At 71.2% G+C, this 13,496-nt stretch carries 14 protein-coding genes; 8 read left to right on the forward strand and 6 right to left on the reverse strand.

Annotated features, from left to right (window positions below; genetic code table 11):
• The first annotated feature begins 128 nt into the window (after positions 1-128).
• From K8638_RS16330 to trxA, 3 genes are all read left to right on the forward strand, one after another.
• Entirely contained in the window at positions 129-1,304 is a 1,176-nt protein-coding gene (locus K8638_RS16330) for a hypothetical protein (protein WP_223755460.1), read from the forward strand.
• A gap of 159 nt (positions 1,305-1,463) precedes the next feature.
• Positions 1,464-1,787, forward strand: coding sequence for an FKBP-type peptidyl-prolyl cis-trans isomerase (locus K8638_RS16335; protein WP_223755461.1), 324 nt, complete (start codon positions 1,464-1,466; stop codon positions 1,785-1,787).
• A gap of 18 nt (positions 1,788-1,805) precedes the next feature.
• Positions 1,806-2,186: a thioredoxin gene (trxA, locus tag K8638_RS16340; RefSeq protein WP_223755462.1), complete on the forward strand. Its 381-nt coding sequence runs from the start codon at positions 1,806-1,808 to the stop codon at positions 2,184-2,186.
• 106 nt (positions 2,187-2,292) lie between these two features.
• Here the strand turns inward: trxA and K8638_RS16345 are convergent, their stop codons facing one another.
• The gene (locus tag K8638_RS16345; protein WP_223755463.1) at positions 2,293-2,877 is read right to left on the reverse strand and encodes a DUF2378 family protein; all 585 of its coding nucleotides are present in this window, start codon (positions 2,875-2,877) and stop codon (positions 2,293-2,295) included.
• Between the two features lie 189 nt (positions 2,878-3,066).
• On the opposite strand from K8638_RS16345, the gene K8638_RS44885 reads away from it, so the two are divergent.
• Positions 3,067-4,314, forward strand: a complete 1,248-nt coding sequence (locus tag K8638_RS44885; RefSeq protein ID WP_305071168.1) for a response regulator — start codon at positions 3,067-3,069, stop codon at positions 4,312-4,314.
• A gap of 25 nt (positions 4,315-4,339) precedes the next feature.
• Here the strand turns inward: K8638_RS44885 and K8638_RS16360 are convergent, their stop codons facing one another.
• Positions 4,340-5,227, reverse strand: coding sequence for a hypothetical protein (locus K8638_RS16360; protein ID WP_223755464.1), 888 nt, complete (start codon positions 5,225-5,227; stop codon positions 4,340-4,342).
• A 114-nt stretch (positions 5,228-5,341) separates the two neighbouring features.
• On the opposite strand from K8638_RS16360, the gene K8638_RS16365 reads away from it, so the two are divergent.
• The 4 genes from K8638_RS16365 to K8638_RS16380 all read left to right on the forward strand — a co-directional run bounded on the left by K8638_RS16365 (position 5,342) and on the right by K8638_RS16380 (position 9,931).
• Complete coding sequence (locus K8638_RS16365) at positions 5,342-7,897, forward strand: TonB family protein (protein WP_223755465.1); 2,556 nt, start codon at positions 5,342-5,344, stop codon at positions 7,895-7,897.
• Positions 7,894-8,874, forward strand: coding sequence for a hypothetical protein (locus K8638_RS16370; protein WP_223755466.1), 981 nt, complete (start codon positions 7,894-7,896; stop codon positions 8,872-8,874). Before K8638_RS16365 ends, K8638_RS16370 begins: the two co-directional genes overlap by 4 nt.
• 26 nt (positions 8,875-8,900) lie before the next feature.
• Positions 8,901-9,176, forward strand: a complete 276-nt coding sequence (locus K8638_RS16375) for a hypothetical protein (protein ID WP_223755467.1) — start codon at positions 8,901-8,903, stop codon at positions 9,174-9,176.
• Positions 9,177-9,382: 206 nt separating this feature from the next.
• Positions 9,383-9,931, forward strand: coding sequence for a hypothetical protein (locus K8638_RS16380; RefSeq protein WP_223755468.1), 549 nt, complete (start codon positions 9,383-9,385; stop codon positions 9,929-9,931).
• 79 nt (positions 9,932-10,010) lie between these two features.
• Here K8638_RS16380 and K8638_RS16385 read toward each other — a convergent pair whose 3' ends face one another.
• From K8638_RS16385 to K8638_RS16400, 4 genes are all read right to left on the reverse strand, one after another.
• Positions 10,011-10,208 (reverse strand): hypothetical protein, encoded by a 198-nt coding sequence (locus K8638_RS16385; RefSeq protein ID WP_223755469.1) that lies wholly within the window; start codon positions 10,206-10,208, stop codon positions 10,011-10,013.
• Positions 10,209-10,326: 118 nt separating this feature from the next.
• Entirely contained in the window at positions 10,327-10,662 is a 336-nt protein-coding gene (locus K8638_RS16390) for a cytochrome c (RefSeq protein ID WP_223755470.1), read from the reverse strand.
• Positions 10,659-12,137 carry a sorbosone dehydrogenase family protein gene (locus K8638_RS16395; RefSeq protein WP_223755471.1) on the reverse strand — a complete coding sequence of 493 codons (1,479 nt, stop codon included), beginning with the start codon at positions 12,135-12,137 and terminating at the stop codon, positions 10,659-10,661. Before K8638_RS16395 ends, K8638_RS16390 begins: the two co-directional genes overlap by 4 nt.
• Positions 12,138-12,224: 87 nt before the next feature.
• Complete coding sequence (locus K8638_RS16400; protein WP_223755472.1) at positions 12,225-13,490, reverse strand: Ig-like domain-containing protein; 1,266 nt, start codon at positions 13,488-13,490, stop codon at positions 12,225-12,227.
• Between the last annotated feature and the right edge of the window lie 6 nt (positions 13,491-13,496).

Below are 13,496 nucleotides of genomic sequence, written 5' to 3' on the forward strand. Positions count from 1 at the left end.
CCGCACCACACCCGGCCGCCCGCCTTCCGGACGGACGCCCCCAGCCGGTGAGCCAGCCCGTGGCGCGCCTTGCCGGATGTGGCTTCGCAAACAACCTTCATGTCAGCCACTCGACGATGGAGGGTTGGATGAAAGCGAAGATTCTGGCGGGCGCCGTCGCGGCGCTCATGTACGGCACGGCGGCCCTGGCCGCTGACGGCGACTGCCCGCCTCCGCGGGCAAGCACCGGGTCCGCGCAGGGCGGCGTGATGCTGGCCCAGGCGCAGGACGAGATGCCCATGGACGACGTCCAGCAGGATGTCCAGCAGCAGGAGGAGATCGAGGGCGTCGAGCCCGTTCCCGACGCCACCGGCGTAGACCAGGACACGCAGATCGACGAGGGCATTGGCGGCAGCGGCACCTTGGGACAGGAGCCGAGCGCCGTGGAACAGGAGCCGAGCCCCATCGGCCAGGAGGAGGGCATCGGCGGCAGCGGAAAGGGTGAGGTCCTGCTGCGCTGCGAGCCGATCTCCAAGGAAGAGGCGGGCGTGGGCGGCGCCGGCGTCACTCCGCTGCCGGGCATCGAGGAGCCGAAGCCCGTGGAGCCGCAGCCCATGGAGCCGCAGCCCATGGAGCCGCAGCCCATGGAGCCTCAGACGGAGGCGTACCCGGAGTACCCGCCTGAGGATGCCACCGGTGGAAGCGGCATCGCCACGCCGCCGCCGTCCGACTTCCGTCCCTCGGCCGAGGCCGCGCAGCCCATCGAGCCGCTGGAGGTGGAGGCGAAGGAGAAGAACGACATGACCGGCCTGACCCTGCTGGCCGGTGGCGGCCTGGAGGGCTACACCGGTGAGCTGGGGTCGCAACTCAACCCCGGCGCCACGGCGGGTGTGCGCGCGGCCCTGAAGCCGAACAAGATCGTGGGCCTCGAGCTGGGCTACAGCGGCGCGGTGAACGACATCGACATCGTCGGCACCGACGACAACGCGACGGACGGTCCGGACCTCGTCCGCAACGGCGGTGACGCGGTGCTGACGCTGGGCCTGCTCACCTCGGCCTGGCAGCCGTACGTGCTCGGCGGCATCGGCATCAACGACTACAACTTCCGCGGCGGGCAGACCCTCGGCTACTCCGACGACACCGTGGGCAGCGTGCCGGCGGGCGTGGGCCTCCGCGGCCACGTGGGGCACTTCACCGTGGATGCGCGCGCCAACTACAACTTCCTCTTCGACAAGGAGTTCGCTCCCGGCGTCGAGTCCAGCGGCGGTGACTTCGAGGAGGGCGGCAGCTACCAGGCCGTGGTGAACGTCGGCGGTACGTTCTGAGGCACGGGGGACGCATCCCCGGAGTCGGGTTGAGGCAGCGGCGCGGTGCCCGGTAGCGGACGGGCGGCGCGCCGCTGTGCCTTTTTCCGGTGCGGCGCGGGCGCGCCTTGCGCGTTAAGGTGCCTCATTCCAGCCCAAATCCGGACTGAGGAGAGGTGAATGAGCCTGAAGGTGGAAGACGTGAAGGTGGGTACCGGCGCCGAGGCAACGGCCGGCAAGACGGTGACGGTGCACTACGTGGGGACGCTGACCAGCGGCTCCAAGTTCGATAGCAGCCGGGACCGGGGCGAGGGCTTCACCTTCCGGCTCGGGGCGGGCCAGGTCATCGCGGGCTGGGACAAGGGCGTCGCCGGCATGAAGGTGGGCGGCGTGCGCAAGCTGACCATCCCCCCGGAGATGGGCTACGGCACGCGCGGCTACCCGCCCGTCATCCCCCCCAACTCCACCCTCCTGTTCGAGGTGGAACTGCTGGAAGTGCGCTGAAAGAAAGCGAGGGCCGTCATGGCCGCGGTGGAAATCACGAAGGACAATTTCAAGGAGACGGTGGCCAAGGAAGGCATCGTCATCCTGGACTGGTGGGCGGCGTGGTGCGGTCCGTGCCGTGCTTTCGCTCCCACCTTCGAGGCAGCCTCCACGAAGCACCCGGACATCGTCTTCGGGAAGATAGACACGGACGCGCAGCAGGAGCTGTCCGGCGCGTTCGAGATTCGCTCCATCCCGACGCTGATGGTCTTCCGTGACGGCATCCTCCTGTTCGAGCAGGCCGGAGCGCTGCCCGCGGCGGCGCTGGAGGACCTGGTCCGGCAGGTGCGTGCCCTGGACATGGAGCAGGTGAAGAAGGAAGTGGCGCAGCGCCGCGCCGGCGAGCCGCCCCAGGCCTGACACGGGGCAGCCGCCTCACGAAGGCTCGCGCTTCATCCTCGGTGGCCGGGCTTCTCCGCAAGCCCTGGCCACCGGCGGTGCCTGTGTGTCCGCGAGGGGCGGGGGTTCACCACTTCACGAGCAGCGTGAAGCTCGCGTAGGGGGGCTCGCCGGACTCGCGCTCCACCTGGAACGACAGGCCCGGGTTCGCCTTGAGCAGGCCGGCCAGGGACATGCCGCGGGCCCACGAGGGGCCGAAGTACTCGTCGCGGAAGATGAGCCGGGCCGAGCGGTCCGAGACGCGCTCGTACTCGCGCTCGCCGAAGGTGGCCGTGGCGCCGGCCATGCCCTGCGTGAGGGACAGGCCCTCGTTGGGGTCCCTGCCGGCGACGGACAGCACCATCTCCCCCATGGGCGCGGCGAAGATGAGGTTGGCGGCGTGGACGGACAGCTTCTCCACGGCCTCCGCGTACGTCAGGCCGGTGGCTTCCAGCGCGCTCGCGCCCTGGTGGAGCGCCTGGAGGTACTCGCGCGCGGGGCGGAAGGCCGGCGCGTTCCGCGGCGCGGGCCCCTGCCGGGGAGCGGCGCCCTCCAGGGGCCTGCCCGTGAGCTTCTCGATGCTCTCCAGGAGGCTCTGCATGAAGAGGTCGAGCACCGTGTGCTCTGGCTGGCACAGCGCCATGCGCGCTTGCAGGTACTGTGGGGTGTCCATGGGACGCTCCTGGGGGCCGGTGGGTCTCTCCCCATCTAACCTCAGCACACGCGGGCCTGGGGAGCGGACAGCGGGGCGGGGGACGCGAATGACCCGCCGGGTGGAACGCCGGAACGAGGCGCCGTGTTGGAAAGAAGGCGTCACGCACCAGCCGGGCCGGTAGGGCCCCGGCTCTCCGCCTGTCCCTGCATGCCTTCGACCTTCCCCCGGTTTCCCGCTACGTCTCCTGAAGTCCCGTCCGGCCTGGAGCCGCCCCGCGCGCGCATCCTCCTGGTGGACGACGTCCCGGCCAACCTGCTGGCGCTCCAGGGCATCCTGGAGCCGCTGGGGCAGGAGGTGGTGTCGGCCCGCTCGGGTGAAGAGGCGCTGAGGGAGCTGCTGCGCGGGGACTTCGCCTGCATCCTGATGGACGTGCAGATGCCGGGGCTGGACGGCCTGGAGACGGCCCGCCTCATCCGGGCCCGTGAGCGGACGAAGCACCTGCCCATCCTCTTCGTCACCGCCCTCAGCCGCGAGGCCGCCTACGTCACCCGGGGCTACGCGCAGGGCGCGGTGGACTACCTGCTCAAGCCGGTGGACCCGGACATCCTGCGGGCGAAGGTGCAGGTGTTCGTGGACCTGTACGTGCGCGGCGAGCTGGTGAAGCGGCAGGCGCTGGAGCTGGCGGCGCGCCGGCGGGCGGAGGAGGAGCTGCAGCGCGCGGCGGAGCTGGAGCAGCAACTGGTGGGCATCGTGGGCCATGACATCCGCACGCCCCTGTCCGTCATCCTCACCTCGGCGAAGGGCCAGCTCTCCAAGGGCTTGCTGGAGCCGGAGCAGCGCCAGGCCTTCGAGCGCGTGGCCCGGGGCGGCGAGCGCATCCAGCGGATTGTCGACCTGCTGCTGGACTTCACCCGCGCCCGGCTGGGCGGAGGCATCCCCGTCATTCCCCACGCGGGGGACCTGAACGACTTGTGCCACAGGGTGGTGGACGAGCTGCACGTGGCGCGGCCGGGGCGCGTCATCCGGTGTGAATTCGGGTGCGACCGCCTGCACGGCACCTGGGATTTGGAGCGGATGGCGCAGGCGCTGTCCAACCTGCTGGACAACGCCCTGAAGTACAGCCCGGAGGGCTCTCCGGTCCGCCTCTCCACCTGGGAGGAGGGGGAGGCCGTCTTCCTCGAGGTCCACAACGAGGGGGAGCCCATTCCTCCGGAGCTGCTGCCGCACCTGTTCGCGCCGTTCCGGCGCGCGGGCGGCACCGAGGCGGCCGCGCGGGAGAGCCTGGGACTGGGCCTCTACATCGCCCACAGCATCGTCCAGGCGCACCAGGGTTCGCTCAGCGTGCGCTCCATCGCCGGCGAGGGCACCGCGTTCCGCATCTGCCTGCCGCGCGGCCCGGGCGTGCCGCGGCCGAGCGCCAGTGAAGAGGCGGCGCGGGTGCCGCTGACGGCCTGAGTCCGGGCGGTCCGCGGGCGTCCTCTCACTTCACGACGGTGCACACGCCTCCGCCGTTGAGGTGGGCCTGGTCGACGATGCTCTGGGTGATGAACTCCTGGAGCGTCCGCACGTCATACGCGCCGGGAAGGTAGACGACGGGCTGGCCCTGGGCGTCCTTCAGCTCCTGCCCGTCGCGGCCCCGCAGGTCGGTGAGCTGCTGCGCGGCGAGGCCCTCGGGGGTGATGACACCGTCCGCGCCGGCGGTGGCGGCGATGGCGTCGAAGCGGAGCAACACGCCTTTGTGGGTGCCCAGCCGGTCATAGAACATGTGCTCGGCGTGGATGGTGACCTCCGCCTCCGCCACGGAGGCCTCCGGCACGATGATGCCCTGGGTGCCGTCCACGCCGTTGATGCAGCTCTTCATGAGCGCATCCACGGGGAAGCCCATGCGGAAGGTGAGCACGCCCACGCCGGCCTTCACCGCGCGTCCCTCCACGAAGTAGCTGAAGCCTCGCTCGCGCATCATCGCCACGTCGTCCGCGGACACCTGCCCGTCCGCCAACTCGGTACGCTCCTCGGGCGGGCTCACCCGGAAGCCCACGTCCCAGCGGCCCGCCGGCAGCCCCTTCAGCTCCGTCAGGGGGATGTCGCCCTTCTGCACGTCCACCAGCACGTGCCGGTGGCTCGTGTGGACCTCGCCGGACGCGGAGGTGAGGGTGAAGTCCCCCAGCGACACCAGGTACCGGGTGAACTGGACGGACCATCCGTCCTGGAAGAGGGTGTCCGGCAGGCCACGCTGGGTGCCGTCACCTCCGCTCATCGTCACCTTCACGTCGCCGGTGGCCACGTTGTCGCAGGCGGTGCCCACGAGCATCCAGGCCACCAGCGCCACGCACCACCCCATCCGGGACTGCCGCTGCCGGGTCTTCATGCAATAGCTAAGTAAATGCAACTTTGTTGCGAGTCAATCCAGGGGTGGTGTATCTGAGTTCGTCCGGTCCGGGGCTCTGGAGGCCCGCCGCCGTCTGGAGCGAGGTCATCACCCGTGTGGATTCCGACTCTGGTGCTCTGCGTGCTGAGCGCCACGGCCGAAGTGCCCGTGACGCCGCCCGTCCCGCTGGAGGCGCCGCCCCCGGTGTTGCCCGCGGACGTCCCTCCTCCGGAGATTCCCGCCACCGTCCTGCTGCGCGTCACCATCGACACGGAGGGAGCGGTGTCCCACGTGGAGGTGCGGCAGACGGCGGGTGTGCACTTCGACCGTGCCGCCATGGCCGCCGCGGTGCGCTGGCGGTTCCAGCCGGCGAGGCGCGGAGAGGTCCCCATCGAGGTGCGGGCGGATGTGCCCGTCACCTTCGTGCCCCCGGTGCACGGGCACCATGTGGAGACGGTGGAAGGTGGGACGGAGGCCGTGGGGGCGGACGTGCCTCCGGGAGATGGGGGCGTTGCCTCGACCGGGGTGGAGGCTGCTGCGCCGGACGCGGGAATCCCTGTGGCGGCCTCGGACGCGCCGGCCTTCTCCACCACGGTGCGTGGCACCGCGAGCGCGCCGCCGCCGGTGGCGGTGGGGGACTTCCACATTCCCGTGGGGCAGCTCGCGGACGTGCCGCGCAACTCGGCGTCGGACCTGATGCTGCTGGCGCCCGGTGTCATGCTGGCCAACCACGGCGGAGAGGGCCACGCGGAGAGCATCTTCATCCGGGGCTTCGATGCGGGCGAGGGCAAGGACGTGGAGCTGCGCCTCAACGGCGTGCCCCTCAACGAGGTCTCCCACGCGCACGGCCACGGCTACGCGGACACCTACTTCATCATCCCGGAGCTGGTCGAAGCGCTGCGCGTCACCGAGGGGCCGTATGACCCGTCGCAGGGAGACTTCGGGGTGGCGGGCACGGTGGAGTACCAGCTCGGCCTGCCGCGCCGTGGCCTCATGGCCTCCGCCAGCTACGGCAGCTTCGCCTCGCGCCGGCTGGCGCTGGTGTGGGGCCCGCCCGAGTCCAGCGACGCCACCTTCGTCGGGCTCCTGCTGCGCCAGGGCCACGGCTTCGGTCCCAACCGCGCGTATGCCAACGCGGGCGCCATGGCGCAGGTGGAGCTGCGGCTGGGGGACGAGACGCGGCTGCGCCTGTTCGGCACCAGCTACGGGGCGCGCTTCTCCTCCGCGGGCGTGGTGCGGGAGACGGACGTGGTGGACGCGCGGCTGCCGTGCGACACCGACGCGGACTCACAGTTCTTCTGCCTCTACGACGCCAACCAGGGCGGTGCGGGCCAGCGCCACATCCTCTCCGCGGAGCTGACGTCGCGCCTGAAGCGGGGCGGGCGGCTCGTGCAGCAGGGGTACGTCATCCTCCGGCAGATGCGCATCCGCGACAACTTCACGGGGTTCCTGCAGGACTCGCCACCCGGGGACGAGGCGCAGCGAGGCGACAACACGGAGGGCTACTACCGGGGCTCCACCGTGGGGCTGCGCGGGCGCTACACGCCGGGACTCACGCTGTTCAAGCAGCCACAGCCGCTGGAGCTGGGGTACGTGGCCCGCTTCGACGACGTGCGCACGCGCTCGCGACGCCTGCGGGACAGCGGCGGCGCGCCCTACACCACCCTGTTCGACAACCAGGTGCGCACCACCCAGCTGGGGGCGTACGCGTCGCTGCGCGCGGCCCCGCGCCCATGGCTCACCCTGCGCGGCGGCGTGCGGCTGGACACCTTCCTCTTCGGCGTGGACGACGAGAACCGGCCCGCCACGGACCGCGACGGTCCTCGCATTCCCGAGGAGTCCCTGGAGGCGTACGGCTTCTTCGCCAGCCCTCGTGCCACCGCCGAGGTGCGGCTGTCGCCCCGGCTCACCTGGCTCACCAGCGCGGGCCTGGGCGCGCGCTCCAGCGACGCGGCCGCGCTGTCCGACGCGGAGCTGGCGCCGTACGCGCGCGTGGCCTCCGGCGAGACGGGGCTGGGCTGGCGGCTGGAGGGCGGGGGCCGGCCGTACACGCTGGAGGCGCGCGGCGCCTTCTTCGCCACGCGCGTGTCGCAGGACTTCGTGTTCGACGAGCGGCTCGGCCGCAACCAGCCCATCGGCGCCTCGCAGCGGCTGGGCGCCTTCGTCAGCGCGCGTGGGACGTGGGAGCAGCGCCTGGACGTGCAGGCGTCCGTCGCCTGGGCTCGCGCCACGCTGCCCGCGCCGGGTGCCTCCTCGTGGAAGCTGTGGGACGGCACGGTGATGCCGTACATCCCCCAGTTGCTGGGGCGGTTGGACGCGTCGCTGCGCGGTACCACCACGGTGGCGGGGGAGCGGCTGGGGTGGAACGTGGCGCTGGGGCACAGCGCCATCGGCCCCAAGCCCCTGCCGCTGGACCGGTACAGCGAGGCCATCTTCCTCTTCGACGTGGCCACGCGCGCGCGCTGGGAGGCGCTGGAGGTGGGCCTGTCGGTGGAGAACCTCCTGGACACGCGCTGGCGTGAGTCGGAGTTCAACTACGTCTCCAACTTCCGCGGCCCGGACGCGCCCGCGTCACTGATGGCCACGCGGCACTTCTCCGCGGGCGCGCCGCGCACCTTCACGGGCACCTTCACCGTGTACCTGGACCTCCAGGAGGAGGACTCGCCATGACGTCCCCGCTGAGCACCACCCGCCGTGCCTTCACGCTGATGCTGGGCTCGGCGCTCGCGGGAGGTGTGGCCGCGTGCGGCCTGTCCGGCACCGGTGGCCGCGCCATCACCTTCCGCATGGGGCTGCGCACCGCGCTCGCGCCCGGCGAGACGGTGCCCGGCGAGTTCACCACCGATACCGGCTGGCGTGTGCGGCTGTCCTCGGGCCTGATGGTGCTGGGCCCCATCTACCTCTTCGAGAACGCGTCGCCGTTGCAGGCGCGGGCCGCCGCGCGTGTGCACGAGGGAGCGTCTTTCTCCGGGGGCGGGTCGCCGTCGCAGGCCCGAGCCGGCGCGTCCCGCCTGTCGCGGCGGCTGGGCGAGTGGCTGCTGCCCGCGGCTCATGCGCACGAGGGGGACTTCTTCTCCGGCGGCCGGGTGCTGGGCGAGTGGGACCGCGAGGTGGTGTTCGACCTGATGGCGGGAGGCGGCGAGGCGCGCGTGCTCGGGCGCTCGCCGGGAATCGCGGGGATGGCGCGTTCCTTCTCGATGCTGCTCCAGCCGCCCTCGAAGGCGCTGGGCGCGGAGGCGGCGCCGCTGAATGGGCACTCGGTGGTGCTGGAGGGCACGGCTTTCCGCCAGGAGCAGCGCGTCCCCTTCCGCGTGACGATGGACTTCCCTCCACCGCTGGAGTTGCAGCGCGTGGACTTCGTGCCCATCGAGGTGGAGCTGGACGACGAGGGACTGTTCGTCGTGGAGGTGCAGCCGCACCGCTGGTTCGAGGGCGCGCACTTCGACCGGCTGACGGTGCTGCCCGGCGGTGCCACGGTGGACGTGACGCCGGAGACGCAGGTGCACCGCGCCCTCTCCGTCAACGTGCGGCGCCACACCGCCTTCGCCGGGACGTGGGAGCCCGCCTACGACTCCCGGGAGCCCGGGGCCGGCGGAGGTCACGGTGCCCGAGATACGACACCCGAGCTTCCGGACCGTGACTCGTGAGTGCGCCAGCTCCCGAGCCCTCTACCGTGGGACGGAATACCTTCGTGGGGCTGGTGGTGGCAGCGTTCATGGCCGTGGTGCTCCTGGTGGCGACCTGGGACCACCTGGGTGAGAAGCTCGGCTCCACGCTCCTGCCCATCACGACGGGCGCGCTCTTCCTCGACCCGCCGCTGCTCGTTTCGTTGCTCAGCCCCGCGTCGGGGCGGCCATCTTCCTGGGCTACACCGGGCGGTTCGTGGCGCTCCTCGTGGGGTGGCGGCGGAGGCAGCTTCGGCGGAGGCGGTGTCAGCTCGTTCTGGTAGGAGGGTGCGAGGCGCGACGCCCCTGGCCGACATCCAAGGGTCGTCCCTGACCCAACAACAAGTCGCAAGCGACCGCGTCTCGTTCGGGCAGAGAAGCAATCTCTTGGGGGATGGCTGGGGAGCGTGGTCACGGTGATTCACGCGCTAGCCGTCCATGGGGAGCGGCATGGGCCGGCGACCCAGCGTCCCCCAGGAGGGACGAATTAATGTTGAACAGAATTACCAATTTTGATGTGGAGCCGGACGTGGAGTGGGTCCGGGATCAGACTCAGGAGCGAACGGATACGGTCGTGGGCATCATGCTCATCCGGCTGCACCAGCTTCAGGATGCTCGCGCCCGTGGAGATGCAGAAGCCGCAGAGCGAGCCGAACTGGCACTGACCGGCATGTTCATGATGGCCGGGGACTCACCCCGGACGGCGTACGACCGGGTGAGAAGGCTGCTGGGCCAGATCGATACAGCCGCACCTGAGACCTTGGTTCCTTGGTTCTGGCGCCGGGATCTGACGATGTTCCAGCGCATGGACGCGTGGCGACAATTCCTCGGCTACCAGCGCCTCCATGGGTCCGACACGGGAGTGGCTGCGACGCGCGACCGGCTTCTAGGAGCCCTCCTCGCCTGCGGATTGCCGCCGGATAGGGCGGGGGGGCAGCTCCAGGAGTTGGTGGCGAATGCAGCCGTCGCCCGCTGGTACGAGGAAGGGGGAGCCTCGGCTCTTCGCGGGTACGCGATCCGCTACGCACTCGCGCGGTGAGGCGCAGGTAGGCCGGACATTGGCATCCGGGCGATGCGCGAGCCCCATCCAAGGTGGGGCTCCGTACCGCTCACGGGTCTCAGTTCTTGTAGTTGTCCACGATGGTTCGTTCGTGTTCCACCGGCTTCAGTTGTTCCGCGTCGATGCGGTACTTCACCCGCGGCTCGTAGAGGGTCGGACCGCCCGTGCAGCCGGACCCATAGGAGAGGTAGGTGACCGCGGGCCAGGCTCCCTCCAGGGAGGGGGAGGACCCCGGCGCGTTCGTATAGGGCTCCACGGCCGGGTCTCCTTGACGCTCGTCCGAGCAAGCCATCGCGCATTCATGAGCCCCTTCGTCGTCCGACTCGATGGCCCGGAATCCGAGTCAGGCTGATGGCGTGGGGATCTAAAGACCCTCAGTCCTTCTCCTCCTGCATCTCGTTCAGGTACGCGATGACGGCGTCCACCTGTGCGTCGCTGAGCATCTCGTCGGTGAAGGCGGGCATGGCGCCGACACCCTGACGAATCTGCGTGCGCATGGCCACCGAGGGCAGGGGCTTGTTGTTGATGCTCGGCCCCAGCCCGCCCGAGCCGCCCGGGTGGCACATGTTGCAGTTGCGCATGAAGAGGACGCGGCCCTCCTGCTCCTGCGCGGTGAACTCCCGGGGCGTGCCGAACGCCGGCCCCCGGCGCGACGGGCCACAGGCCGCCACGGCGGCCAGCACCAGCACGGCGAGCACGGCGCTCCTCATGGCTTCGCCTCCGGCGCGGCGCGGGTGATGCGCCACAGCACGCCCGTCTTCTCGAAGGGCATGATGACCCCCTTCGCCTTCACCAGCATCACCCCGTAGTCCACGATGTAGAGCGCCTTGCCGCTCGGGTCGAAGCGCGCGTCGATGGGCCGCTCCAGGCCCGCCTTGCCCAGCTTGGAGGCCGGGCCGCCGCTGCCCCTGCCCTTGTTGGCGGCGAAGTCCTCGATGACGCCGTTGGACACGTCCACCCGAACGACCTTGAAGCCCACGGGCGCCATCGTCTCTCCTGTGTCCGGAGCCTGGTCTCCGAACTGGGCGACGAAGGCCTCGCCCACGTGGCCGAACTCCGGGTTGCGCGAGAAGTCCAGCCGGTTGGAGGACGAGTGCACGCCGAAGAAGGCCACCGGCTGCGGCGGCGTGCCCGGGGGCTCCTGGAGGACGCGCCTGGGCACCTCGCCGCCGGGCACCTTGAACCACTCCTGGTCCACCGGCTTGCCGCCCGCGAAGTCCGGGAAGCCGTACCACGCGCCCTGCTCCACCTCCCAGAGGTGGTCCGCGACGCCGAAGAGGGGCCGGCTGCCGCGCACGTCGTGCCCGTTCTCCGTGACGTACAGCCGCCCATTGGGCGCGAAGGCCAGGCCGAACGGATTGCGGAAGCCCCACGCCACCAGTTCCGGCGCGGTGGAGCCCGGGACGAGCCGGAACACGGCGCCGCTGCACGGCAGGGTGCCCTTGATGACCTGGCCCGGCTTCGTCTCCGTCCCGAAGGGGACGAAGGCGCCCGTCTGGACCTGCCCCGTGTTGGGGGCGAGCGGGTTGTCACTGGGGTAGTTGACGCCCGCCAGGGTGACGTTGCGGCAGGGCACGTCATGGAAGGCCGGGTTGCGCTTCAGCCAGCCCATGCTCGCGTTGTCCGGGCCCACCACGCCCGAGTTCGTCGCCGTGCCCACGCCGAAGTAGAGCGCGCCGTCCGGCCCCACCGCGGGCCCGTTGGTGTGGTGGTCTCCCAGGCTGGGCAGGTTGGAGACGAGCGGCGTCGCGTGGCCGTCCGGAGTGATGCGGACGATGCGGCCACCGCCCTGCACGCCGCCCTCGGCCACGTAGAAGGCGCCCTGGTGGTACGTGACGCCCGTCCAGGGCGGGTGCTCGCCCCGGGCCACCTCCGTGAGGCGGCCGTCCTTCTCCACGCGCACGAGGCGGGCCTCGGTGAAGTCCTCGCCGTAGCTGTAGCCGGACTCGGTGACGTAGGGCGTGCCGTCGTCGTCGAAGGTGACGCCGGTGGGGTAGGTGAGGCCGGTGGCGACGACCTCGATGCGGTAGCCCTCGGGCAGCGCCACGTCCGCGGGACTCACGCGTCGGGGCGGCTTGAAGTCCGTCGAGCCACCGCCTCCGCCCGCGAAGAGGTGGAAGCAGCCGGGGAGCAGCAGGAGCGCGCACGCCGCCAGGAGCGGTCGCGCGGAGGACGGGAATCGCATACGCGGCCCGACGCTACGAGCCGCCCTCCCCCGGGTACAGCGCGAGGGAGGGGCGACGGTTTCCTGAGCGACAGAGGCCGGGGGGCCTCAGTACCGCTCGAAGACGAAGGTGAGCGTCTCGTGCGAGGCCGGCCCGAAGCCGAGCCGCAGGAAGCGGTCTCCCGAGGCACCGGTGAACTTCAGCAGGTGCGTAATCGCGGGGACGCAGACCGGGGCGGCGGGCTCCAGCGTGGAGGCCACGAGCGCGTCACCGTCCGTCGTGTCGCGCACCTCCACCGGGATGGACTGGTTCAGGTAGAGGGCGATGGTCTGGTCCCGGTCGGGGTCGGTGACCACCTCCGTGTAGCCCCGGAAGGAGGTGCCGTCCGCCGGCAGTGTCACGCCATAGAAGGCGTGGGCCGAGTCCGTCGCGGGATAGAAGCTCGTCGGGGAGCTGCCCGCGGTGACGGCCTGGGGCGCGTTGAGCAGCGCATGGAGGCACGCGTGCTCCACGTTGGCGTCCCGGCGGCCGGTGGTGAAGTCCAGCTTCCCGTCGCCGAGCCCGGCATGTGCCGTGTCCACGGACTGGCCCGTGGCGCTCCGAAGCCCGGTGACGTCCAGCGTGTACTGGTTCTCCTGCTCCAGCGGCGGCAGGTCCGACTCCGGGCGGGGAATGGCCACCGTCAGCGTGAGGCCGTCCGAGGACCAGGTGCCCGCCAGCGTGCGCGGCGCGTTGGCCGGCGTCGTCACGTCCCGCAGCGTCACCTGGGTGAGCGCTATGTCCATGGGCTCGTTGAAGGTGAGGGTGACCACCTTGCGCTGCGCGAGGCTCGTCGCGTCCGCCTTGTACAGCTCCACGGGCATGACACTGGTGGCTCCCTCGGCCGGGCTGGACTCGGTGACATGGGGCTTCGCCGGCGCCGTCCCGTGCACGGTGAAGTGGAAGGTGAGCGGCGACGCGAGCCGGTTGCCGGACAGGTCCTCGAAGTCCGTCTCCACGGTGACTTCGGCTCGCGCCCCCGGGGGGAGGGCCTCGGCGGGGTGCGCCATGAAGACGCGCTGCTCCTCCATCCAGTGGCTGTCGCCGAGCGTCCGCTGCGCTCCGTCCACGGCCACGCGCACGGTGCCCCGGCCGGACTTCATGGGCTCGCTGAAGCGCACGGTGATGGTGGTGTCGGCGGCCACGTGGGCCGCGTCCGCGGCCGGGGTGGTGCCCGTCACGGTGGGCGCCGCCGTGTCGCCCGCGTCGGGTTGCGTCCCCGCGTCCGGCAGGCTGCCCGCGTCCGGGGTGTCTGAGGGGTCGTCATTGTCGCAGCCGGTCAGCACGAGGGCGGCGCAGGTGGCGAGCAGGGCGGTGGCGTGGGCGAGGCGCATCGGCGG

The organism is Myxococcus sp. RHSTA-1-4, assembly GCF_020037125.1.
GTDB lineage: Bacteria > Myxococcota > Myxococcia > Myxococcales > Myxococcaceae > Myxococcus.

What these genes read in the sequence shown, in the direction of transcription:
- K8638_RS16330 (WP_223755460.1), top strand. Translation starts at nt 129, where the DNA reads ATGAAAGCGAAGATTCTGGCGGGCGCCGTCGCGGCGCTCATGTACGGC.
- K8638_RS16370 (WP_223755466.1), top strand. Translation starts at nt 7,894, where the DNA reads ATGACGTCCCCGCTGAGCACCACCCGCCGTGCCTTCACGCTGATGCTG.
- K8638_RS16400 (WP_223755472.1), bottom strand. Translation starts at nt 13,490, where the DNA reads ATGCGCCTCGCCCACGCCACCGCCCTGCTCGCCACCTGCGCCGCCCTC.
- K8638_RS16390 (WP_223755470.1), bottom strand. Translation starts at nt 10,662, where the DNA reads ATGAGGAGCGCCGTGCTCGCCGTGCTGGTGCTGGCCGCCGTGGCGGCC.
- K8638_RS16335 (WP_223755461.1), top strand. Translation starts at nt 1,464, where the DNA reads ATGAGCCTGAAGGTGGAAGACGTGAAGGTGGGTACCGGCGCCGAGGCA.
- trxA (WP_223755462.1), top strand. Translation starts at nt 1,806, where the DNA reads ATGGCCGCGGTGGAAATCACGAAGGACAATTTCAAGGAGACGGTGGCC.
- K8638_RS44885 (WP_305071168.1), top strand. Translation starts at nt 3,067, where the DNA reads ATGCCTTCGACCTTCCCCCGGTTTCCCGCTACGTCTCCTGAAGTCCCG.
- K8638_RS16345 (WP_223755463.1), bottom strand. Translation starts at nt 2,877, where the DNA reads ATGGACACCCCACAGTACCTGCAAGCGCGCATGGCGCTGTGCCAGCCA.
- K8638_RS16395 (WP_223755471.1), bottom strand. Translation starts at nt 12,137, where the DNA reads ATGCGATTCCCGTCCTCCGCGCGACCGCTCCTGGCGGCGTGCGCGCTC.
- K8638_RS16380 (WP_223755468.1), top strand. Translation starts at nt 9,383, where the DNA reads ATGTTGAACAGAATTACCAATTTTGATGTGGAGCCGGACGTGGAGTGG.
- K8638_RS16360 (WP_223755464.1), bottom strand. Translation starts at nt 5,227, where the DNA reads ATGAAGACCCGGCAGCGGCAGTCCCGGATGGGGTGGTGCGTGGCGCTG.